Annotated in this window: 18 protein-coding genes; 10 read left to right on the top strand and 8 right to left on the bottom strand. The window is 41.3% G+C overall.

Annotated features, from left to right (window positions below; genetic code table 11):
* The first annotated feature begins 27 nt into the window (after positions 1 to 27).
* The 5 genes from ribD (at position 28) to pgpA (ending at position 3,793) form a co-directional block, all read left to right on the top strand.
* The gene (gene ribD, locus PSI23_RS00340; protein WP_273553190.1) at positions 28 to 1,149 is read left to right on the top strand and encodes a bifunctional diaminohydroxyphosphoribosylaminopyrimidine deaminase/5-amino-6-(5-phosphoribosylamino)uracil reductase RibD; all 1,122 of its coding nucleotides are present in this window, start codon (positions 28 to 30) and stop codon (positions 1,147 to 1,149) included.
* 96 nt (positions 1,150 to 1,245) lie between these two features.
* Positions 1,246 to 1,716, top strand: a complete 471-nt coding sequence (gene ribH, locus PSI23_RS00345) for a 6,7-dimethyl-8-ribityllumazine synthase (RefSeq protein WP_273553191.1) — start codon at positions 1,246 to 1,248, stop codon at positions 1,714 to 1,716.
* A gap of 29 nt (positions 1,717 to 1,745) precedes the next feature.
* Entirely contained in the window at positions 1,746 to 2,162 is a 417-nt protein-coding gene (nusB, locus tag PSI23_RS00350; protein WP_273553192.1) for a transcription antitermination factor NusB, read from the top strand.
* 100 nt (positions 2,163 to 2,262) lie between these two features.
* Positions 2,263 to 3,309, top strand: a complete 1,047-nt coding sequence (gene thiL, locus PSI23_RS00355; protein ID WP_273553193.1) for a thiamine-phosphate kinase — start codon at positions 2,263 to 2,265, stop codon at positions 3,307 to 3,309.
* Complete coding sequence (gene pgpA / locus PSI23_RS00360) at positions 3,302 to 3,793, top strand: phosphatidylglycerophosphatase A (RefSeq protein WP_273553194.1); 492 nt, start codon at positions 3,302 to 3,304, stop codon at positions 3,791 to 3,793. Before thiL ends, pgpA begins: the two co-directional genes overlap by 8 nt.
* 34 nt (positions 3,794 to 3,827) lie before the next feature.
* On the opposite strand, the gene pcp is transcribed toward pgpA, so the two are convergent.
* The 7 genes from pcp to PSI23_RS00395 form a co-directional block, all read right to left on the bottom strand.
* Complete coding sequence (gene pcp / locus PSI23_RS00365) at positions 3,828 to 4,475, bottom strand: pyroglutamyl-peptidase I (protein WP_273553195.1); 648 nt, start codon at positions 4,473 to 4,475, stop codon at positions 3,828 to 3,830.
* 38 nt (positions 4,476 to 4,513) lie between these two features.
* The gene (locus tag PSI23_RS00370) at positions 4,514 to 5,533 is read right to left on the bottom strand and encodes a DUF979 domain-containing protein (RefSeq protein ID WP_273553283.1); all 1,020 of its coding nucleotides are present in this window, start codon (positions 5,531 to 5,533) and stop codon (positions 4,514 to 4,516) included.
* Entirely contained in the window at positions 5,530 to 6,258 is a 729-nt protein-coding gene (locus PSI23_RS00375) for a DUF969 domain-containing protein (protein ID WP_273553196.1), read from the bottom strand. Before PSI23_RS00375 ends, PSI23_RS00370 begins: the two co-directional genes overlap by 4 nt.
* 422 nt (positions 6,259 to 6,680) lie before the next feature.
* Positions 6,681 to 7,364 carry a helix-turn-helix transcriptional regulator gene (locus PSI23_RS00380; protein WP_273553197.1) on the bottom strand — a complete coding sequence of 228 codons (684 nt, stop codon included), beginning with the start codon at positions 7,362 to 7,364 and terminating at the stop codon, positions 6,681 to 6,683.
* Positions 7,365 to 8,118: 754 nt separating this feature from the next.
* A complete protein-coding gene (gene nhaC, locus PSI23_RS00385; protein ID WP_273553198.1) occupies positions 8,119 to 9,594 on the bottom strand; it encodes a Na+/H+ antiporter NhaC in 1,476 nt (491 codons plus the stop codon).
* 40 nt (positions 9,595 to 9,634) lie between these two features.
* Positions 9,635 to 10,636: a LacI family DNA-binding transcriptional regulator gene (locus tag PSI23_RS00390; RefSeq protein WP_273553199.1), complete on the bottom strand. Its 1,002-nt coding sequence runs from the start codon at positions 10,634 to 10,636 to the stop codon at positions 9,635 to 9,637.
* A 153-nt stretch (positions 10,637 to 10,789) separates the two neighbouring features.
* Complete coding sequence (locus PSI23_RS00395; RefSeq protein ID WP_273553200.1) at positions 10,790 to 11,464, bottom strand: helix-turn-helix transcriptional regulator; 675 nt, start codon at positions 11,462 to 11,464, stop codon at positions 10,790 to 10,792.
* A gap of 1,291 nt (positions 11,465 to 12,755) precedes the next feature.
* Here PSI23_RS00395 and PSI23_RS00400 point away from each other — a divergent pair.
* Genes PSI23_RS00400 through PSI23_RS00420 form a run of 5 tightly spaced genes read left to right on the top strand, consistent with a single transcriptional unit; the run spans position 12,756 to position 21,853 of the window.
* Entirely contained in the window at positions 12,756 to 14,498 is a 1,743-nt protein-coding gene (locus PSI23_RS00400) for a type VI secretion system baseplate subunit TssF (protein WP_273553201.1), read from the top strand.
* A 12-nt stretch (positions 14,499 to 14,510) separates the two neighbouring features.
* Positions 14,511 to 16,520, top strand: a complete 2,010-nt coding sequence (gene tssI, locus PSI23_RS00405) for a type VI secretion system tip protein TssI/VgrG (protein WP_273553202.1) — start codon at positions 14,511 to 14,513, stop codon at positions 16,518 to 16,520.
* On the top strand, positions 16,520 to 17,731 hold the full coding sequence (locus tag PSI23_RS00410; RefSeq protein ID WP_273553203.1) for a DUF4123 domain-containing protein: 1,212 nt from the start codon (positions 16,520 to 16,522) through the stop codon (positions 17,729 to 17,731). Before tssI ends, PSI23_RS00410 begins: the two co-directional genes overlap by 1 nt.
* Before the next feature lie 18 nt (positions 17,732 to 17,749).
* Positions 17,750 to 20,872 carry a toxin VasX gene (locus PSI23_RS00415; protein WP_273553204.1) on the top strand — a complete coding sequence of 1,041 codons (3,123 nt, stop codon included), beginning with the start codon at positions 17,750 to 17,752 and terminating at the stop codon, positions 20,870 to 20,872.
* Positions 20,873 to 21,853, top strand: a complete 981-nt coding sequence (locus PSI23_RS00420; protein WP_273553205.1) for a hypothetical protein — start codon at positions 20,873 to 20,875, stop codon at positions 21,851 to 21,853.
* A gap of 561 nt (positions 21,854 to 22,414) precedes the next feature.
* Here PSI23_RS00420 and PSI23_RS00425 read toward each other — a convergent pair.
* Complete coding sequence (locus PSI23_RS00425; RefSeq protein ID WP_373567246.1) at positions 22,415 to 22,600, bottom strand: IS1 family transposase; 186 nt, start codon at positions 22,598 to 22,600, stop codon at positions 22,415 to 22,417.
* Positions 22,601 to 22,795: the final 195 nt, after the last annotated feature.

Raw genomic sequence — 22,795 nt, forward strand, 5'->3', positions numbered from 1 at the left:
CTAAATACTTAATAATTACTAAATACTATGACACTTGATGAAATATATATGTCCCGAGCGCTGGAGCTGGCGCATCAGGGACGTTTTACAACATCCCCAAATCCGAATGTAGGTTGTGTCATCGTTAAGGATGAGCAGATAGTAGGGGAAGGTTTCCATTTACGGGCTGGCGAACCTCATGCAGAAGTTTATGCCCTTCGTATGGCAGGCGAAAAAGCTAAAGGTGCTACAGCTTACGTTACCCTTGAACCATGCAGTCATCACGGTAAAACTCCTCCTTGTGCTGATTCTTTGATTGCCGCAGGCTTAAGCCGTGTTGTGGTTGCAATGCAAGACCCTAATCCTCAAGTTGCTGGGCGTGGTTTGTATAAATTGCAGCAGGCAGGTATTGCAGTTGAACATGATTTGATGATGGGACAGGCAGAATCCTTGAATAAGGGTTTTCTCAAACGAATGCGTACAGGATTCCCTTACCTGCAATTGAAACTGGGAGCATCTTTGGATGGCCGGACTGCGTTGGCATCGGGTGAAAGCAAGTGGATTACCTCATTAGAATCCCGTCAGGATGTGCAGAAACTACGGGCGCAGTGCGGTGCCATTTTGAGTTCCAGCGCAACGGTCCTGGCGGATGATCCTTCTCTGACTGTCCGTTGGAATGAACTGGATGCTGAAACACAAGCAATTTATCCTCAAGAGCTGTTCCGCCAGCCAATTCGTATTATTACGGATAGTCAAAATCGTGTAACTCCACAGCATCAAATCGTGCAGCAAACAGGAGAATGTTGGTTAGCACGTACTAACCAGGATCAGCAAGAGTGGGCTGATCAAAAATGGCCGGATAATGTTGAACAGATTTTATTACCAAAACATGGTAATGGTGTTGATTTAGTGTTGTTGATGATGCAGCTTGGTAAGCGCCAGATAAATTCTGTTTGGGCAGAATGTGGTCCTGCTTTAGCCGGGGCTTTATTATCATTGGGATTGGTAGATGAATTAATCCTTTATATCGCGCCTAAGGTGTTGGGAAACAATGCCCGTGGGTTGTTAGATATTCCTGAATTGCAAAAATTATCGAATGCTCCTGAATTTTCTCTGTTTGATGTAAAACAGATTGGGCCTGATGTGCGCCTTCGCTTGCGACCGCTCTAGTACCCTGATTTAAGTTTGGACATAAACCAAGACGCAGAGAAAAATAATGTGATAAGATCCGCGCCCCTGCGGATATGAATAAGGTAAAGGAAGGCTATGAACGTAATCAAAGGTGTTGTTGCAGCTCCTGAAGCCCGCATTGCAATTGCAATTGCCCGCTTTAACAACTTCATTAATGACAGCCTGCTGGAGGGAGCCATTGATGCGTTGGAACGCATCGGTCAGGTTTCTTCAGACAATATCACCGTAGTATGGGTACCGGGTGCCTATGAACTGCCATTGGCGGTCAAGGCGCTGGCTGAATCCCAAAAATATGATTCGGTTATCGCTTTGGGGACAGTTATCCGTGGCGGCACTGCCCACTTCGAATATGTTGCCGGTGAGTGCAGTTCTGGCTTGTCCAGCGTGGCAATGTCCAGCAACATTCCTGTTACATTTGGTGTTTTGACAACTGAAAATATCGAACAGGCGATTGAACGCGCTGGTACTAAAGCGGGCAATAAAGGTGCGGAAGCTGCCTTGACCGCATTGGAAATGATTAATGTAATCAAAGCCATTAAAGGCTGAATTTTTTAGTTTTAATTAAGGGGAATTTTGTGAAACCTGCTGCTCGTCGTCGTGCTCGTGAGTGTGCTGTTCAGGCAATTTATTCGTGGCAATTATCTAAAAACAGCATTGCTGATGTTGAATTGCAGTTTTTGTCAGAGCAGGACGTAACCGGTGTTGATATCACCTATTTCCGTGAATTGCTGTCCGGGGTAGCGGTCAATGCTACAAAATTGGATGCCTTGATGGCGCCTTATCTTTCCCGCCAGCTTGAAGAGTTAGGTCAGGTAGAAAAAGCCATCTTGCGCGTTGCGATGTTTGAACTAAGCTTTCGTGATGATGTTCCCTACAAAGTGGTTATTAATGAAGGCATCGAACTGGCAAAAGTGTTTGGCGCTGAAGATAGCCATAAATTCGTGAATGGGGTGCTGGATAAAGCTGGCCCAGCAGCACGTAAGAAAAAGTGATTGCTTGCCAGGATTCCCCATTATAACTCGATGATTTTACACATGAGGCCGGAAATCCGGCCTCATGTGCTCATCGTTAGTCACTTTTTGGAATTCTATTATGGCATGTGGTGAATTTGACCTCATTGCACGTTACTTCAATCGCCGTCTCACCCGCCGACGTGATGTAAACTTAGGGATCGGCGATGATTGTGCACTGATGACCGTTGCAGATAAGCAAGAATTAGCAGTAACAACGGATACGTTGGTTGCTGGTGTCCATTTTCTTCCTGATATCTCACCGGAAGATTTGGCTTATAAGGCACTGGCTGTCAATATCAGTGATCTGGCTGCCGTTGGGGCAGATCCAGCGTGGGCATCTCTGGCGTTAACGTTGTCCGACGTCAATGAGGATTGGTTAAAACGGTTCAGTGATAGCCTGTTTGAACAATTGAACTATTACGGTATGCAGTTGATTGGTGGGGATACTACAAAAGGCCCCATGAGCTTAACGCTAACCGTACATGGATTAGTACCGGCTGGCAGGGCGTTGCGTCGTGCCGGAGCGAAGAACGGTGACTGGATTTATGTCACCGGAACATTGGGTGATAGTGCCGCAGGGCTTGCTTTGTTGCAAGAGCGTCTGACGGTGGAAGATACAGCGATCCACAATTGGCTGGCTAAACGTCATCTCCGCCCACAACCACGCGTTTTACAAGGACAGGCACTGCGTGATCTGGCTTCTTCCGCAATTGATCTATCCGATGGATTGATTTCTGACCTCAACCATATTCTGACAGCCAGCCAATGTGGTGCGCGTATTAATCTGGACGCGTTACCTTATTCGGAAGCTATGCAGCAATATGTCTCATCTGAACAGGCGTTGAAATGGGCGCTGAGTGGTGGGGAAGATTATGAGTTGTGCTTCACCGTACCTGAGCTTAACCGTGGCGCGTTAAATATGGCTTTGGCCCATACGGGGGCGAGTTTCTGCTGTATTGGGCAAATCAGGCCAGAATCAGAAGGCATCCGCTATTTTAACAATAACGAAGAAATTGAGCTGGATCTGAGTGGCTTTGATCACTTTAAAGCGGATAAGAAACCCGTGGCTTCTTGTCTGGCCGCACATCAGGAAGAAAACGACCAAACGGAGGGAACTCATGGATAATGCAAAACGCCACTTAAAAATGAGTAATCCGTGGCATTTACTGGCTACGGGATTCGGTAGTGGTTTATCGCCGATTATGCCGGGCACGATGGGTTCAGTTGCGGCGATTCCCTTCTGGTTACTGTTGGTGCAGTTACCGACATGGGGAATTTGGTTGGCTATTGTGTTGGGAACCATCATTGGTTGTGTGATTTGCCAGAAAGCTGCTGATGCCATGAACGTGGAAGATCCAGGCTGTGTGGTCTGGGATGAATTCATTGGTATGTGGATCACACTGATGGCGATCCCTGTGCTCAACTGGCAATGGGTTTTGGTTGGTTTTGTGGTATTCCGCATTTTCGATATGTGGAAACCGTGGCCGATTCGCTGGTTCGACCGTTATGTAAAAGGTGGAATTGGCATCATGTTGGATGACATTATTGCAGCAATCTTTGCGGTAGTAGTCATCTGGTTACTGAATTTCTACCAAGTGTTACCTTTTTAAAGCTAATAGCCACTGAATTTCAGTGGCTATTTTTTCAGTTTGTTGCTCCTCCTGCAACGGCAATGTCTTTTCCATTCATCAATGCTGATTCGATAACTATTTTCAAGGCTGCCATTATCGTCTCTACTGCCATACTTGGCATATTTGAATGAATTGTAGTCTGTTCTGGTAAATAAGGAACATGGATGAAGCCGCCACGTACAGCGGGAAAATGCTGGCTCAAATAATGTAGCAAACCATACATAACATGGTTGCAAACAAAGGTTCCCGCAGTTTGAGATACGGTTGCAGGTATTTTTGCATGATTTAATTCATTAACGATTTTTTTGATGGGCAGAGTAGAAAAATAAGCCATAGGGCTATCTGTAATAACAGGGATATCAATGGGCTGTTTACCTGCATTATCAGGAATACGGGCATCGTTAATATTGATTGCGACGCGTTCTACGCTGATATTTGATCTGCCTCCAGCTTCCCCTACTGAAATGACCAATTCTGGTTTAAAGCGTTCAATTGCGGCATAGAGATGTTTCAGAGAAGTATCGAAAACACAAGGGAGCAGGCAAACTTCAATATTAGCACCTGCGATTTGGCATCCCTGCAATGGACGAACAGCTTCCCATGATGGATTTATCACCTCACCACCGAAAGGTTCAAAACCAGTGACTAAAACATTTTTCATGACGATCCCTTATTATTGATTTATAAGAAATTATTGTTTTATAAGAACATGAGGAAATAGAGTAGAAAGACATTGGTAATCAGCAAAACACATCCCGTAGGGATCTGTGCCTTGATGACGGCATTGCGGTCAGGCAATTCTAACAGAGCGGCAGGAACGATATTGAAATTTGCCGCCATGGGAGTCATCAATGTACCGCAATAGCCAGAAAACATACCAATGGCTGCCATGACGGCTGGATTGCCACCATGCTGTAAGACCAAAATAGGGATACCAATACCAGCGGTAACAATAGGGAAGGCTGCGAAAGCATTTCCCATAATCATGGTCAGCAGCGCCATCCCAAATACGTACGATACTACGGCGATAAAGCGATTATCGACGGCGACATAATTTTCAGTTAAGTGGGCAATCACAGTACCTATACCGGCGATGGTAAACAGCAATCCGAGCGTAGCCAGAAGTTGTGGCAGGATAAATACACAACCAATAGAGTCGAGCAGACGGCGAGTCTCCTGTATTGGCTGTGTCATGGCATCACGACTCATGCTTAATGCGATAATTAACCCTATCAAGCAGCCGAGAGTCACTGAAAAGAGTGTCACTAATGTTGAATGATTTCCCTCTCCGAAGACGGCTTTTTGCAAGCCGGGAATGTGATTAAACATCAACACACTAATCATTGTGACAACGGGGATCAGCAAGGCGGGAAGAAATAACCGATTGCCAAGACGATCAGCACTCTCTTGCCGTTGTTCTGGGGTACGTTGATGATAATTTCCCAGTCTAACCCCACCGAATCCTGCCAATATTGCCATAAGAACGACCAGCACACCGATACTAATATGGGCAATCCGTTGGGCATAGACTTCATCGCTGATCCAGATATTCACCAGATGATGACTCCATTTCCCCATCAGGAAGATCAAACCGTAAAGCGCCCAAAATAAGCCTGTAGTTAAACGGTGAGGGTTAGCTTTATCACGCCATGACATAATAGCGACAGCGATCAAGAGCAGGCCGGCCAGCATATAGAGATATTGTAACTGAAACATTATTTCTTCCCCTTGCTATGCAGTCTGGTGTGATTCAAGGCACTCAGTTCATTAGCAAGATGGTAATCAAGGCGATATAACCGAACCGAATGGATAAAAAAAGCGCAAATGGCGGTAGGGATCCCCCAAAGAGCAATATGTAGTGGTTCGGTTTGAATACCCCCTGATTCCAACATGAAATTGTGCATAAAGATAATTGCCCCAAAAGCGACAAAAATATCTTCTCCGAAGAACAGACCGGTATTATCCGTTGCTGCCGACATGGCGCGAATACGATGACGAACGGAATCCGGTAACTCACCATATTGGTTTTCAGTCGCACCTTCTGCCATAGGAGCCAGCAGGGGACGAACCATTTGTGGATGTCCACCTAAACTGGTTAAACCCAACGCAGCAGAGGTTTCTCGTATAAACAGATAGACAATCAATAAACGCCCGGTGGTAGCAGTTTTGATATGAGCAATGGATTTCTGGGCCCGTTCTTTTAAGCCATTCCTTTCCAGTAGTCCAATGATGACTAAAGGAAATAGGATGGTCAGTGTTAAATTTAGGGTGTTAACAAACCCAGAACCTAGCTTTTCCAGAATATCGGCGATGGGCATGTGGGCAGCCAATCCCGTGACAAGGCCGGCAATGGTGACGACCAGAACGGGATTAAATCTGATGACAAAACCGATGATAATGACGGCGATCCCGATTAGAGGCCAAAAATTGATGGTTTGCTGCATATTCTACTTCCCCATGAATAAACTTTGCGTTGTTTTATTGTTGGTTTAAGTTATGATGATTGTTAATTCATTGTTTTTTATTGTTGAACAATAAATAGAACGTGCTTAACAAATAGGCAAATAAAATGCGCATTGGATTGTAAAAATGGAATGCAGATCACTTCTTGAATGAAAACGCGTTTATTGGCCGAAAATGTTTTGATAGCTACTTGGAGAATAAAGGGGATAAAAATCTGAAGAACAGTAATGCGATTCCGGCGTTATTTAAATATTATATTCTGTTTTTTTAAGGTATCTTAACAAGTACAGGGAAAGGTGGTCATCAACGTTAGCGTTACTTGTTTTTTAAAAAATTCACTGTGATGTATAACGATAACTGAGGTTGACCACTTCTTATTATAGAAATTGTAAAAATTTCAGATTTAAATAAGAATACGGCTTTCAGGACGCAAAAATCTTTCTGGTACATAGAGATCAAAATTATTAAATCGACAGTATTCTTCTAATTGTTGAGCAGAACTAATACCCGTCTTTTTATATATTTGCGCTGTATAATTTTCGACGGTACGATAGGAAATATTTAATATTCTACCAATTTGTTTACTGGTATATTTGTGTAGAGAGAGAAAAATGACATCCCATTCTCGTTGGGTAAATAAATGAGTAGGTGGTTGGAACATAATAGAAGCAGGGAGTTTTCCATGATATAGGCGGGTTAATGAATAATCTTGAGCTTTCCACAAATGATATATAATCCCTATGCAATCACCATTTTCATGATAAAGAGGTGATTTTTCACAAAAGTAGGATGATAATGTTTTAGCTTCTCCCCAAATATGTGTTTCAAGTGAAACATATGACTTTTCTTCTTTCATTACTTTCTGGTCATGATGAATATATTCTTTTGCAAACTCTGCACCATCCCAAGGAAGCTCGTCATCATAAAGCCCTTCAAAATCAAATGAATCAGAAAATCCTTTAATGGTATTTAATGCCTTGTTACCATAAATAAAACATGAATTTTTATCCTTTATTCCCCAAGGATCATTGCTTGCTGCTAATGTATTGATTATTTGAGGTGAAATGATACTCTTCTTGTTGCTCATGTCCTTATTCCTTTATTATTTTTTGAATAATATAATCAATTTAGCTCTCTACTACCAACAGTGACAAACCGTTCTGGGATATAACTATCAAATTTTTGTTCTTTGCAAAAATATCTCAGATCTGTATTCCTTGAAATATTAAATTTTTGATAAATTGATTGTATATAATTAACAACATCTTCTGTGCTTATCATTAATTCCTTTCCGATATTTTTTTCATTCAATGAGCACAAAATCAGAAAAAAATCTCCCACTCAATTTTTGTCAGAATATTGTCAGGAGGAGTGAATTCCAGCGCTGCCGAATTTGCTTTGTCATATTCCTTTATATTCTGAAATGGGTGAGAGTAATTAAACTATATTAAGTCTTGTAATATCGAAATTCTTAGGGAGGTCAAGTAGTTGGTAAAAAGCAGGATTGGCATAGATAAATTCGGATTGGTTGTTTTTTGTTCTATAATTAAAGTATTTTATACGCTTCCAACGTTTACAAAAAATAACTAAACTTGCTAATTATCTTGTCAAGTCATAAAAGAATTTATTTGAGTATTTTGACTGTTATTGGTAAAGAATAAAATTTTTGTACAGATATTCTCAATACTTTGCACCAACGTCAGCTCTAGGGAAAGTTTTATAATAATATAAAAAACAATCTGAATAGGATGTAATTTATTAAACCACATATCCCCATATTGATAGGTTGCTGTAGCCGCAGTTATGGATAATGAATTAAACACATCCAGTTCATGACCATTCTAATCTTGGCAATGATTTAAATTAGGCGATTTCACGTGGGTTTCCTTGTTATTCAGGGAGTTTCCCGGCATGACTCTTGTAATACCAAAACCAGTAAAGCCATAAATGAGAGCAATAAAGGTAGCAGCATAGCACTGGATTGCCCAAGGTAATAATTTGAGGGTACTGACTCCCAATGTTGTAGCCATATATATGCCAGCAGAAGTCCAGGGGAGCAGTGGCTCAATGACAGTACAGCCATCTTCTATAGTGCGTGATAGGTTTTTATTATCCAGCCCCATTCGCTGATAAGTGCCTTTGAACAGCTCTGCCGGGATGAGAAGGGCCAGCTTTCCATCACAAGTGATGCCAGTTACCAAAATGGTTGTACCCAGGGTTGCAGCGATGAGTTGTCCTGTTGTATGAACAGCTTTCAGAAGCCGATTAATGATGATGGGCAGGGCACCAGTGAGTGTTAACGTGCCGGCAAACGAAAATGCACAAAACACAAGCAATATAGTACTCATCATTGAGAACATGCCACCGCGATTGAGCAAACGGGGAACATCGCTAACAACGCCAGTGATGTTGTGTCCTTGGTCAGAGAGCATTGAGAGATTGAAACCATCAATTAACGCATTAAGACCTTGTTTAAGCGTGAATCCCTGGAGAGCTATACCGATAACAATAGCCAATGTACAGGCAGCCAGCATGACTGGTATCACCGGACGTTTTGTCATGGCTCCCCATAAAACCAGTATCGGGGGTAAAATCAGCAATAAATTGAAGTGATACAGGTTTTCAAGAGATTGTACGATTTCTGTAATTTTTTCGGGTGTAGCCACACTACCTGTTAAGTTTGTATGGCCTGCAATGAAATAAACAATGGCGGCTAAAACAAAGCTTGGGATAGTGGTATACATCAAATGTTGAATATGGCTGTAAAGATCGGTATCAGCAACGATTGCAGCGAAATTCGTTGAGTCGGATAACGGTGAAATCTTATCACCGAAATAGGCGCCTGAAACAACCGCGCCCGCTGCCGCAGCCAAAGATATGTCAAGTCCTGCGGCTACTCCCATTAGGGCAACCCCTACTGTTCCGGCTGCTCCCCATGATGTACCAGTACAAATTGAAATAGCGCTTGTGATAAAGAAGGCGGCAATGAGTATATATTGAGGGCTAATTAGCTTTAATCCCCAATAAACCATGTAAGGTATGGTTCCGCTGAACATCCAGGTGCCAATTAAGCCCCCGACACAAATCAGTATCATGATCACAGGCATTGCTTTGGTTAGCTTTGCCACAATGGCATCAATAATGTCATTCCAGCGATAGCCTTGCCAATATGCCAAGGCTGCTGCTATTGCTGCTGATACGAGCAATAAGGATTCGATGCGCAGACTTAGTTGACCATAGCCAATAATTAGCAATAAGAGCATTGCTGCAATGGGTAGTATAGCCAGTCTCAGATTAAGTGTTTTCTTGCCATCCATATGAAAATTCCAATTTCAGATAGTTTATTGAAATAAAAAGTTACTCTATCAAAAAAACGGAATCCCTGATGACAAGTTCCGCTGAAAACATATTCATTTGTGGAGCCAGTTCTTTTTTGGCGCTGAGCTGTAATGCCAGATTAGCGGCCCGTTGAGCCATTTGTTCGATTGGGTTATGTACGGTAGTTAAGGGAGGATAGAGATATCGGGCTGTGACAATATCATCAAATCCAACGATTGACAGTTGTTCCGGTAAGTTGATTTTCCGTTGATGTAGGAATCGCATCATGCCAGCAGCCATAACATCATTGAATGTTATTGCAGCAGTAAAGTTGATGCCGCTGTCTAAGAGTTTTTCTGCTGCCTGTTCCCCGCCTTTTTCGTTAAATGGAACACTAATAACCCAATCACTAGGTACTGTTATACCTGCATTACTCATTGCAGCATGATATCCCTCCAAGCGGAGACTTCTATCATCGATCGGTAGATCTGCCGTTACATAAGCAATTTTTCGATGACCATTTTGGAGAAGATAATTGGTAGCAGTTTGAGAAGCACTGACATTATCTAACCAGATGCATCGGTTAGCGATGACAGGAAAATATCGATTGATAATCACTAATCCCGGAGTATGAGCTGCATAACGTAATATATCTGCATCGCCCATTCTGCTGACATGGGCTACTATTGCTTCACACCCTTGGTTGATTAAAAAATCTAAGGCAGATTTCTCCAGTTCAGCTTGATGCCCGCCGCTACAAACCATGAGTTTAGCTTCTTTTTTTCGGGCGATTTTTTCAACGCCGCGAGCCAAAAGAGAAAAAAAGGGATCAGCCAAATTACCCGTCAGTAAACCCAACATATTCCCGCATCTTTTTGCCAATGCAAGTGCGGCAGGATTACGGTGGTAGTTGAACTTACGCATGGCTTTTTCTACCCGTTCACGGGTGCCAGGTTCGACGTAAGCGGTATTATTAATGACACGGCTAACAGTGGCTACGGATACTCCAGCTTGATGTGCTACATCTTTCATCGTGGCCATACTATCTCCGATAGTTATTTATACAAAATAAATGTGAAATGGAATCATATATAAATTCATTCAGATAGTCATAAAATATTTTTTGTATTTTCAATTAAGTAACATATTTTTCTTTAATTAAACGACAGAGTATGTGTAGAGCCAATACTATCTTTAATATAGCAAAGCATGGTCTGTAAATTTCAAATATTTTGGTGGAATATATTGGTCATAATTATTTTTTTCACAAAGAGATTTTAATTCAATGATTGAGTTTATTGATAGCTTCTCATAGATGATTTGAAAATACCTTTCTAAGGTACGGCATGATAGTTTTAGCTCATTAGAAATGTTTTTATTGCTGATGCCACGACAGAATAAAAAAATAACCGACCATTCTTTCTCCGTAAGAATACTGTTGGGAGGGTTAAGATTAATAGATATGGAAGCATCATTTTTAATGTAATGATGTACTGAAAAATGATTTATTTCTTTAGCATGACAAATTATTCCGATACATTGATTATTTTCACTCATTAATGGGTACTTTTCACAAAAATAGGACTTTAGTTGTTGAGGATTGCGTTGAAAATAAGCACCAATAGATGATATTCTTTGCATGGATTGTAAGATCTTACGGTCATTTTCTTCAAAAATATGAACAAGATGATTAAAAGGTGTCGGTAATTCTTTCTCAGAATATCCTGTAACATCAAAGTCTTCAGGTAAATTACTTAACTTAATAAACACTTTATTTGCATATATAAAACGGAGTTCCTTATCTTTTACAAACCATGGATCATGACTTTTATCCCACATATTTGTTAACTGAGGAGTGATTTTACTCATACATAACCTTCAATAAATATTGAGTATAATATATCCATTAATCTGCAAACCCAGCTTTGTTGGCTCCACCCACGCTAGCCACATAATTATCTATGTGCTTTTGTACTAGCTCCCTTTGCTATGATTTCAACCGCATGGTTGGTCTTCGCTTAAAAGTCTTCATCATACATTGTGAACTCCAGTTTCGAGCCGGTTGTTATAGGTATTGTTATTATTGTTATAGGTATTGTTATAGGCAAAATAACGAATTTATTTCAGAAGAAATGTGAGAAGAGTTTGCTATCCATGTAATCGGTTTCATGAGATGTAAAAATGTGACTTAGGTAACGATTTTTGATCTTGCTTATTATGGAATAAGCAACGTCAGAGTCATAGCAGCTACCAGTCTGATTGTGTGTAAATAAAGATAGTTGGATGTATGAAAGTGATCGCTACTCACAGTCCACGGATTTACCTAAATTGAAGTAGTTCCAGTAAAGTCTTGGGGTTTTTGGGGTATATTTTCTATCGATTAACATTTTTCGTAATAATCTAAAATCCGTTGGATATCTTCTTCATTTTCTAGCGAATTAAAATATATTTTTGCATGGTAAATTATTTTCTGTATTATAAATTTACATGCGTTATTAATTCGAGTTTATTAATGATGCATTTAGGTTTTTATTGGTGGTGATTATGTTTGTCTATTCTGATTTTTATGGAGTGGAATTTAACGTAATGTGATCAAGAACTCTCTTTTTTGTGACTTGTTGTAAATTCATTGAATTAAGTTAATTTATCTTGATTTTATATGTCAATATTTTAAATGACATTTAAATTTTGGCTTATTACTCCGATTGAGTAAGCATTTGGACATTATAATGAAATTATTGTCGGGATCTTCTTGTTCTATCTGCTGATTTTTGTTTTGACATGCTTTTGCGAATGTTTAATATTTAAATTTTATAATTAATAATAGGTTCTTTTATTTTATGTAAATCCTGTTTTATTTTAAATGTAACATATCTGAAATTGACCTTATCTTAAATTAGCATTCTATCCATCTTGTAAAGATGGTGGCTATTTTTCTATTGCATATTTAATCGTATCTGAGCAAAAGGCGAGACTACGCGCGGCGTATACCCAATGGATTTCAAGATGCGTCGCGGCGGCAAGGGAGCGAATCTCCGGGAGCATAGATAACTCTATGTTTCATAACAACGGTGACCGGGGTGAGTGAGCGCAGCCAACAAAGAGGCAACTTGCAAGACGAAGGGTATATAGCTTTGCTTTAAGGGAAAAGGAGTAAGTGGTGAATCCGTTTGAATATTATTATCAGTGGGAACTTGATTACTTAAGGCAACTGGGAAAGGCCGTGAGTAAGGAGAACTCGCATCTCAGAGATACGCTCAGCGGGCAAGATCCTGATGTAGAAAAGCTGAATGAAGGCTTTGCGGCTTTAATGGCACGTTTGAGTCAGAAAGTGGATGATGCATTTCCTGAATTGACCCAACCGTTATTGCAAAAATTGCGGGCACAACCTATTAAAGGGATCCCTGCTACCAGCATTGTTCAGTTCGATAGTGGGGCACAAGGGGATTTTGCTTTTTCCATCCCGGCAGGAACAGAAGTTTATACTCATCATCGACAGCCATTTGTCACTTGCCGGGAATGTCCTATTGAGCCTTTGATATTAGTGTCACGTGACATAACTCATCAAGTACAGACAACGAAAGTCACCTTAAAATTTCGCTATATGGGTAAGGAAGAAGCGTGGCTGACCCAGCCGATTAATGTGTTTCTGAGCAGTGATGAGCAGGTTGCTGATACTCTGATGCTGGGGCTGACTCAATATTATGATGGGGCTGAATTGTATCATGATGGGCAGGTGTATAAAGCACACGGCGATCGGTTTGAACCGCGCTCAGGCGCTTCCCGATTGGTTCTGTCATCTGCGACAGGGGATAACTGGGCACCACAATTGTTAGTTGAGTCTCTTTATCTGCCCCATGTTAACCAATTTCTGCATTTACCTCTGCCAACAATGGCAAAGCGATTAAAACTGACAAAACAGCGTGAATTCAGTGTCGTTCTGACGTTGAATACAGTATTGCCGTTGTCAGCCGCTCAAATAAAGTCTGCATTCCAGCTTCATTGTGCGCCTGTGGTTAATATGGCGCGTAACAGTCAGGTGACACTGCCTTTTGCGCCAGAAACAGCGCGCTATCGCTTACCCCTCATACCGGCTCAGAGTGTTTTGCATATTGCCGGTATTGAACTGAAAAATGAGCCAAACACAGAAGAGGAAAGACGCGGGGATGAATACCTGTTTTATCCGGTCAGCCTCCTGACAGGTATGGAACGTTATCACCCGGAGTACGACAAGGCGTGGTTCTATGCGCTTGAAGTCAGTAAAGATGCGCTGGGCAGAATACAGTACGAGCTGATTTTCTATGACAGCAAAGCGGAGTTGATGCGAAAACCACCTGAACGTGAATTCATTTGCCATTTTTATGGCTTTGAACAATCTCAGGCACCTTTTGCATTGGGCGAGATCTGCCAGGCGGGAGAAAATGTTCCCGACGTTTTTCAATTAAAAAATATCACTCCCACTTCACAAACTTATCCTCCGATTGTTGATAGCCATCGTCATTGGGATTTGTTGTCGCATTATTCTGTCGGCAGCCATTTATTGGAGATGAGCGCGTCAGTCAAACAGCTACTACAGGATTTTGATCTATATGCAGATATCGATCGCTCAGCCAGCCGAAATATCCGGCGCATGATCGGGGGGATCGTCAATATAGAGGCAAAATGGGGTGACAGAATGATCCGGGACAGGCCCGTTCGCTGTCTGCGGGTTACCCTGATGCTGGATGAAACCGCTTATACCGATGCCGGCGAAATGTATCGATTCGCCAATTCACTCTACCAATTCTTCCCGTTCTGCCTTGCCCAGGGGACATGGCTGCGAATGAGCGTGCTCAGCCAACCTTCAGGGACGGAATGGTATCTGTCACCTTCAATGATTCAAGGTTATCGCTCAATTATGTAAGGAGTTTCTGCAATGGATGGATTAGTTTTCACTTGCCAGATAGGTGCACTGCCGCAGACCACGTTTCAGGTAGTGGATTTCAGCTTACAGGAAGGGCTGTCACAACTGTTTCACCTTTCTATGACAGTCGTCAGCTCTTTGAATAACGTGGCACTCAATGAACAATTGGGTTCCAGTGCTTCTCTGACGGTGATTCGGGATGGTGTCATTGAGCGAACCGTCAATGGTGTTGTGGCCGGGGCAGAGCAGGGTAATACTGATGGGCGACAAACCTATTACACTTTTATTATCCGCCCGGCAATGTGGTTAATGACACTCAATCAGGACAGCCGGATTTTCCATCATCAATCCGTGCCGGATATTCTTGGTCAATTGCTGAAAGAACATCGCATCAAGGCAGACAATAAGTTTTACAAAGATCACCAGCAGCATTCGATACGGGAATATACCACCCAGAAACGCGAATCGGCCTATGAATTTTGGTGTCGGCTGGCTGCGGAAGAAGGCATTATGTTCTGGTTCGAAGAGGACAAACTGTTTTACAGCAATTCCCACCTCGGCATGTTGGCGGCATTGACGTTGACCTACAACGTACAGGCAAACACAGATAACAGTGATTCGACGGCATGGCAGTGGAATTACGGCGAATATCTGTGCCCGGATGAAACGATCCATAAAGATAATAATTTCCTTCGGCCTTCCTATCCTCTGCAACATCTGGCTGCGTCAGATGAGGGCGGGAACCATTCTGTATTTGAAAGTTATGGACGTTTTCAGAGGGATGCAGAAGGTCGCCCTTTCACCCAATTGCGTTTGGAGCAGTTGCAGAACCAGAGCAAAGTCGGTAAAGCGAGTACCAACTGTATCAAATTACGACCGGGGCGGATCTTCGTTCTGCAATCCCACCCGATTGCGACGATGAATGATCGTTGGCAGGTTGTTACTGTCACGCATCATGGGCATCAGCCACAGGCTTCCAGAGATGCGGGGGAAGGGACAACGTTAACTAATCACGTCACCTTTATTCCGGGCAGGCAGGATTGGCGTCCGCCTTTCCGATATAAGCCGCTGGCGGATGGAGATGAAGTCGCAACCGTCGTGGGGCCGGAAGGTGAAGAGATCTACGTTGATAAACATGGCGCTATCAAAGTTCATTTCCATTGGAACCGTTACGATGAAGCGGATGATCGTGCTTCCTGCTGGGTGCGTGTAGCGCAGGGCTGGAATGGTGATGGCTATGGTTTTATGGCCATTCCGCGCATAGGTCAGGAAGTGATTATTTCCTACCTGAATGGTGATATTGATCGCCCGATAGTGACGGGCTGTACCTACAACGGACGTAATCGCCCGCCCCTGGATCTGCCCGCAGAAAAAACCCGCACGACATTTAAAACGCATACTCATAAAGGCGAAGGGTTTAACGAATTGCGCTTTGAAGATGCGAAAGGCAGTGAAGAAATCTATATCCACGCCCAGAAAGATCAGCTTATCCAGATAAATCACGATAAAACCCAACGTGTTGGTCACGATGAAAGCCACCATGTCCTGAACAACCGCAAACATGAAATCGGCAACGATGAATTCATTCGGATCATGCATGAACAGCACATCCAGATTGACCTGAACCAGTTTGAAACCATCACCAAAGATCGCAAAACCCGCATCAACAACAACTGGCAGGAAAATATCTTTGCGGATCACCTGCAAGAAGTGGGGCGGGACAAAACCGCCAGAATCAACAACAACTATACCCTGAATGTGGTCAACAACATCCAGAGCCTGACGAAAGTCCATACCCTACAGGCCAGCGAATCCGTGCTGATCAAAGGCAAGGCGGGGTCGATTAAGCTGGATAGTTCAGGGGTGACGATCACCGGCAAAATCACCCTGCAAGGGGATGTTTCGGTAACGGGGGGAAGCCCGGGCACCGTGCCGTCACTCAGCGGATCAGCCAATGAAGGGTTGGTCATGGCAGAGGATTGCCGGGAAAAAGCCCGTAAACAGCAGGAGTCATCGGAATAATGTCCTGGATACCCGATTATGCTGAACATTGGGTGGTGGATTATGCCTATGCCACGCAACAAGGCGAACATTACTCTGCCCGGGCGATTGTCCATGCAACGAGCAAGCTGCAGGCTCTGTCGGCGCTGGTGGAATATGTCCTACAGGCGGGACATTTACCGGGGCAATACCAAAGTATTCAGCCGTTGCCTGAATACCTTACCGCCAGCACTTATGTCGAATTACCGCTATTGCGGCAGTTCCGGCAGGGGGTGGAGCGGAATGCCCGGGTGATCCCGCTGGACGAACACAATATCAACCCCCTCTTGCCTGCCGCGCGGGGCGTATTGCAGTTTACTGTAACGGAAATCCTGCCCGCCAAGGAGAGCGGGCAATACCGCTATATGGTGATTGATGCCACGGTTTACCGCCGGGTCATGAGCAGCTTTATCGTGCCTGACCTGATGGTCTCCAACCTGCGATGGGAAAGCCTGTTTCAGGGGGAAACCCAAATCACGCTCGAAGACAGTGCTCCTTATCTGGTGGAGTTAACGGATGACACAATGGTGCACTCGGCTTTTCAGCAAAAGATCACACAGCCGATCACCCCGGAACCGGGAATTTTTATCGACAGTGACCAGCCATTTCCTGTGATCCGTAATCACCTGCGTAAATTCACCTATCTGAGAAATGAACAACAGCAATCATGGGTGTTTTACCGTTTCTATGTACCGCAAGGCTTGATCCCGCTACTGAAAAGCCTGCCGGATGAACAACTGATGCACTTTATGCGCCCGATAACACGCATCGGTTATTTCGACAGCCAGACGGCACAGTACTACGCCCTTTCTCTGGCTGAAAACGTACTGGATCAGGAGAAAACGGCCCCCGTGGCAATTAATCCCTATCTGATGAACCTATTGGCGGGGCAGACCCAAGAACGGGCGGTGGCTCAGATAGTGAAATTTATTGCAGAGACCCAACCTGAACTGTCGCCAGAACAGAAAGAACAACTGCCAGCCTTTGTGGTGCAACAGGCTAATTTCGCTTGTCTGGCGGGTTTCGCTCATCAGCGTTCCATTCTGTATCTGGTGGCGGGCAGAAGTCTGGCGCGGGATAACGAAGCGCTCTGGCAGCGGGCATGGCAGCATGCCTGTGCCGAAGCACAGGCGCAAGAGGTGCGGGCGCTGACTTGTTATGAGTATTGTTTTAAGAATCGAGTTTCAAAATAACATAAGGAGATAAGAGAAATGGAAAAATCGATATTGACGAGCGCAAATGACGCGCTTGAGACAGCCGCGAAAAAAGCGGAAAAAGCGTTTGAAAAAATTGTCGATGAGGCGAAGGCACGCATACCTCATGAGTTGGACATGGATACTGTTGTCAGGCCCTGTGACACCAATATCCGGCCTGTTTATCCTGTCAGATATGCTTATATGAATTTTTTTGGTGACAAATGGATTGATGCTCAATTACCGCCGCCAATAAGCACTTTTATTGATCCTGATGATAATTCATTAAATGCAAGCATTCTGGGGGGTTATAGCATACGAATGCCAAGACCGGGCTGGATCTATGTCAAAGAAGAAGGGCCGATTAAAACCAGGGGCTCTCAACAGGATGGCAAGTTATTGATTTTCAAATTCAGCCCTGAGATTGTCACATTAGAGGGCAAAAGGGGAATGGTCACAAAATACACCAAATATGAGCAAAAAGCCGGAAACTCATCGTGGGAAGAAATCCACCCTGCCAGCGGTACAGCGGGATTAGGCTATCCTTTTCTGGCGATTGATAAAGATGTGACCAAAATCAGTATTGTTTACAGTGAAATCGAGCTGGCTAAATCTGTCCTGAATAAAATGGACAACGATAAAAACTTCCGCAAGGGTGCTATGCAATTTGTGGATTTAGAGAGTGAGGCATCAGATTGTGCTATTGATGCCAGACAAGAGCATTTCGACGGATTAGTGGAAGATTTCAAAGATCCTGAAAAACAATTTCAGGCATACAAAAATCAATTATCCGATCCACTCTTACACTCTGCTGATTTGGGAGATATCACGACTGAAGGCAGTTTTTTCATGGATGCAGATATGGAAATGCGTTATATAGATAGTCTTATCTGCCCTTATTACAAAGATAAAGCGAAGATTGTGGTATTACATGATCCTGTGGGATATCAGCGTGATATTTTAATGGCGTATGAGTTACTTAATCTTTGGCAGCTCAGTTATTCTGCAACAAATATTTATCCTCTTACAATAGGGCAATTTGTTGAGGTAATTGCTGCATCAAAGGATGAAAATATTAAAGAATATTTTAAAGAACATATTCATCAGGAAAATTGGAAAACCTGGTGGCCTAAACTTACCGATCCCATTGTAGATGTAAAAAAAAGGCAAGAAAAAGTTCTTGAAATATACAAAGAATTTTTTGAAAGTCCGAGTATTGCGGGTGAATTAGGTGGCTTGTCACATTATTTCAAGTATTTTTTTTCGTTGAGTGATAAAAAAGGTGACCTGACAGAAGAAGATGGTCAGGAATTTGAGATATATTGCGATCTTATTGCAGAATTAATGCAGCCATTACAGAGAACAGCAGAGGGAACGTCGACATTAGAACATATTATGGGCGGTAAGCCTGCATTAGATGAGAGTAGTACATGGTTGGTTATTAACAATGGGATCGTCAATACGCTAGGACATGATGGTGCTAACAAACTATTGATAACAAGCTCTGTAACAAAAGGAATAGATAAAGTACTTGGTGCAACAGGTGAAGTCATCGGGATGTTTCTTGCATGGGGCACGGAAAAAATAGCCCAAGGCTCTGTCAGCTTATATGCAAAAAGTATTGAAAAGGTAAACCAGACTTTTACCAATAAAGTTTTTGGTGCTTTGGGGGTAGAAGAATATAAAGGGTCTGTTTTATTGACAGAAAAAGAAGTGACAAAATTGATCAATGATCTGGAGAGATATAAACAACAAGGGCTTATCGGGAAGTCGAAAAGATGGGGGAAAAAAGTCAAAGTCAACTTTCAAAAAGAGAGAGGGAAGGCCGTATTTAATTGGTCAAGCCGGATTAAAAATTATACGGGAGATTTGAAACTAAAAATACCTACCATTAAAGTTAACAGCCCCAAATTTAATATTAAGTGGATGCAACATCATGACAGGCCTCTTAGTATTGTACTGGATTGCGGTCTAACTGGATTTGATCTGGCTATGAAAAGTTATACATTCTATACCTTATTGGCACAATCTGGTTTTGATAGAAATGACCCGTTGAAAGCGAATCGAAAAATTGTGTATTTAGCTTTTACCTACCTGAATACAACACTTGGTATGGCAGTTGCAGCGCGCAATTTTTCTGAGTTTATCGGGAAAGGGCTTGCAAAAGCAGAAGCACTGGCGATAAGAATGAATCATCCTGCGGCAGAAGCACTGTTAGGTGCTGCATCACGCAGGCTTATGTTAAATAGTGCCCATATAAAACTGCTGGCAAAGGGGGCGATTGGGGTAACTGGGGTTTTAAGCGGGGCGCTTTCTTATTATGATGCTTATCATGCTAGCGCTTTAGGCAGTCATAAGGAAGCATATGCACATGTCGCTATTGGTACCGGTACGTTAATGATAACTGCTGGATTTTTGGGGCCATCACTTTTGGGCACAGGTGCTGGAGCAGCAGGAGCATCCTTTACCGGTATGATTTGGGTGGGAATTCTAGGTATGCTAGCAAGCATTGCCTATTTGATTTTTTTTGGCAAGAGTCAATTGGAATATTTACTAATGAATTGTTTTTGGGGAAATGGCGATAAATATTCATTTTTGGAAATGGATTATGATAGACCTAAAAATATAAAAGAACAGTTCAAAGAAGTTTATGAAATAAATGATAGAATCACCAATGCATTTCGGGTAGAACATCAAGAATTCTTGAGTTTTTTTACTAGGCCTATCTTAAAAAAAGAAAGTAATAAAAAAGGAAAGATGGCTTATCATTTTATGTTGCCGAATTTTCAATGGGAAAGATCGGAGTTAGTTTATCATGTTTTACCATCATCTGCTGTTACTTCCAGAAGTGATCACACCATTAATGTAAATGAGCGTCATTACGCTAAAGCTAAGCGGAGATTTGATGAATTAATGGAACAAACCCTCTCCGAGATAATTTATAAAAATGAAAATTCCATTGATGAAAATGGCATACTTACTCTGACATTAGAAATAGAAGAAGAATATGCTCACTATCTAACAATTTTTTGGTATTATATGCCCAAAGAAGATGATATTTCACCCTTGCGCTATCAATGGGGAGAAGAGCCAACAGTCGAAAATGCGATTTATGGATATTTTGATGAGAAGGTACGTTAAATGCTAAACTCAATAAAAAAGTGGCTAACTAAAAAGTCTGAGGGTAAAGTAAATCATAATGCCAGAATTAACCGGCTATCAATAGTGTGTGATCCTTTTCTGGATGAAGACATTGGAATTCTGGATAAAGAGCAAATAAAAACAGAGGGTTCTATTGAGTTAATTGATGATAAAAAATGTGGAATACGATATGGCAGGAGTAATTATCGTGAAAAAATTTTACTTGCTTCTTTAGCCGGTTTTTTATTAGGACTTTGTTTTTTTATTAATGACTTTGTTAATACATGGAAAGTCAATGAGGGGTTTTATTTAAGAGCCGTTACTTATGCTAAAAGAGATTATGGGGAGGAATTTTATTTAAATACTAACCTTCCTGATTATGTTGAAAAATATAAATATATTTCTGATGCAAAGAGCATCTCTTTTACTCAATATTTTCATATTCGTTATGCGGATAATGGTTTTTATGAAAAATCTAGAGTGCGAAAAAATTTATTATTAGATGGTGGTTTTTTTCTATTTTCTATTACCATGATTTTAATTCATTTATGGGTATTGTCTTTAATTCGTAAAATATCCCCTCTTGTTATTGATCGGGAAAAACAACTGTTTTATACATGGCGTAAGGGAAGAATGTATGTTGCGCGTTACTCTCAAGTCGATGTTGTTCATCTATATGATGTTCTGTATTTAAGAGTTTATGGATTTGACAAAAATAACAAACTGATAATTTATGCTTTTGAACCCCGCATTCCTAACTTAATAGACGATATAATAAGTAAAAAGTATTTATTGGCTTTTATGGCAAAATATCTGATTCAAGGGAAAGAATCCATCAGTTCAGTGGATTTTGAACGTCGGCCATTAATATTTCCTTTGTGTAAAAATCCAAAACCAGCAGATTGGGAAACGCAGATTACTGCTATTTTAGCTGAGTTGGATAGGTTTGGACCACCGAAAGGAGCTACTGATCCTAAATAATCGTTGGAAAAAATATTAATATAGTGAGTTATATTTTTTTCCAGAAAAAATAGCACTGAAGAATATTATAATTATCTCGGTGCTAATTTTAAAGTTTAAGAAATTATATTGAAAATAGTTGCTTTGTTGTCATTTATATTAAATTGTTATATGGTATTGTTTTGTATGGCTAAGAATAACGAAGTTAAATTAGAACGAATGTCAACTGTTTGCGATTCTCTTTTGGAGGAAGGTATTGGAATATTAGATAAGGAATAATTAGAAAATTATGGGGCTGTTGAATTAATTAATGATGAAAATTGTGTAATAATTAATGAGACTAATAATCATCGAAATAGTATTATTTCTCTTGCTATTATTGGTTTTTGTTGGGGTTCTGTTTCTTTGTTGGTGATTATATTAAGGAATGGAAAGGTAATGACAATGGGGATTTGTAAACGCTTAAATATGCCAAAAAATATTATGGTGAAAATTTTTATTTAAATTATAAAATACCAGAATATATGAAGGCGTATGAATATATTTCTGATGTGGAACATGTATCTTTATTGCAATATTTTGTCATGAATCCAAAGCGTTATAATGATGTTTTTCAATATATGTGCCAATCAGTTTTTCGTGAATTTCTATCGAACGTGAGTAACGAATTGTTTTTCTTGCCAATCGTTTAATATGAATATGCAGATTGAGATTATGCCGCTCGATGCATTGGGTAAAAATTTTTCCCACTAAATTGATATTATTCATTATTGTTACTTTTGTTTTTTATCGTAAATAAATGTGTCTGATATGATATTTATTTAACTATTGATTTTTTTTAATATATTAAATATTGGTATTTATAATTATTTTTTAAAATTATAAGAATTAGATCTATAACAAATAATATATTTTTATGGAAAACATTAGAGGAATTTAAGAAATGAAATTGGAGGGAAAATG

Source organism: Xenorhabdus yunnanensis (genome assembly GCF_028598805.1).
Classification (GTDB): domain Bacteria; phylum Pseudomonadota; class Gammaproteobacteria; order Enterobacterales; family Enterobacteriaceae; genus Xenorhabdus; species Xenorhabdus yunnanensis.

Coding starts and splice junctions, on each gene's coding strand:
- ribD (WP_273553190.1), top strand. CDS start 28: ATGACACTTGATGAAATATATATGTCCCGAGCGCTGGAGCTGGCGCAT.
- ribH (WP_273553191.1), top strand. CDS start 1,246: ATGAACGTAATCAAAGGTGTTGTTGCAGCTCCTGAAGCCCGCATTGCA.
- thiL (WP_273553193.1), top strand. CDS start 2,263: ATGGCATGTGGTGAATTTGACCTCATTGCACGTTACTTCAATCGCCGT.
- pgpA (WP_273553194.1), top strand. CDS start 3,302: ATGGATAATGCAAAACGCCACTTAAAAATGAGTAATCCGTGGCATTTA.
- pcp (WP_273553195.1), bottom strand. CDS start 4,475: ATGAAAAATGTTTTAGTCACTGGTTTTGAACCTTTCGGTGGTGAGGTG.
- PSI23_RS00375 (WP_273553196.1), bottom strand. CDS start 6,258: ATGCAGCAAACCATCAATTTTTGGCCTCTAATCGGGATCGCCGTCATT.
- PSI23_RS00380 (WP_273553197.1), bottom strand. CDS start 7,364: ATGAGCAACAAGAAGAGTATCATTTCACCTCAAATAATCAATACATTA.
- nhaC (WP_273553198.1), bottom strand. CDS start 9,594: ATGGATGGCAAGAAAACACTTAATCTGAGACTGGCTATACTACCCATT.
- PSI23_RS00390 (WP_273553199.1), bottom strand. CDS start 10,636: ATGGCCACGATGAAAGATGTAGCACATCAAGCTGGAGTATCCGTAGCC.
- PSI23_RS00395 (WP_273553200.1), bottom strand. CDS start 11,464: ATGAGTAAAATCACTCCTCAGTTAACAAATATGTGGGATAAAAGTCAT.
- tssI (WP_273553202.1), top strand. CDS start 14,511: ATGGATGGATTAGTTTTCACTTGCCAGATAGGTGCACTGCCGCAGACC.
- PSI23_RS00410 (WP_273553203.1), top strand. CDS start 16,520: ATGTCCTGGATACCCGATTATGCTGAACATTGGGTGGTGGATTATGCC.
- PSI23_RS00415 (WP_273553204.1), top strand. CDS start 17,750: ATGGAAAAATCGATATTGACGAGCGCAAATGACGCGCTTGAGACAGCC.
- PSI23_RS00420 (WP_273553205.1), top strand. CDS start 20,873: ATGCTAAACTCAATAAAAAAGTGGCTAACTAAAAAGTCTGAGGGTAAA.
- PSI23_RS00425 (WP_373567246.1), bottom strand. CDS start 22,600: ATGAATAATATCAATTTAGTGGGAAAAATTTTTACCCAATGCATCGAG.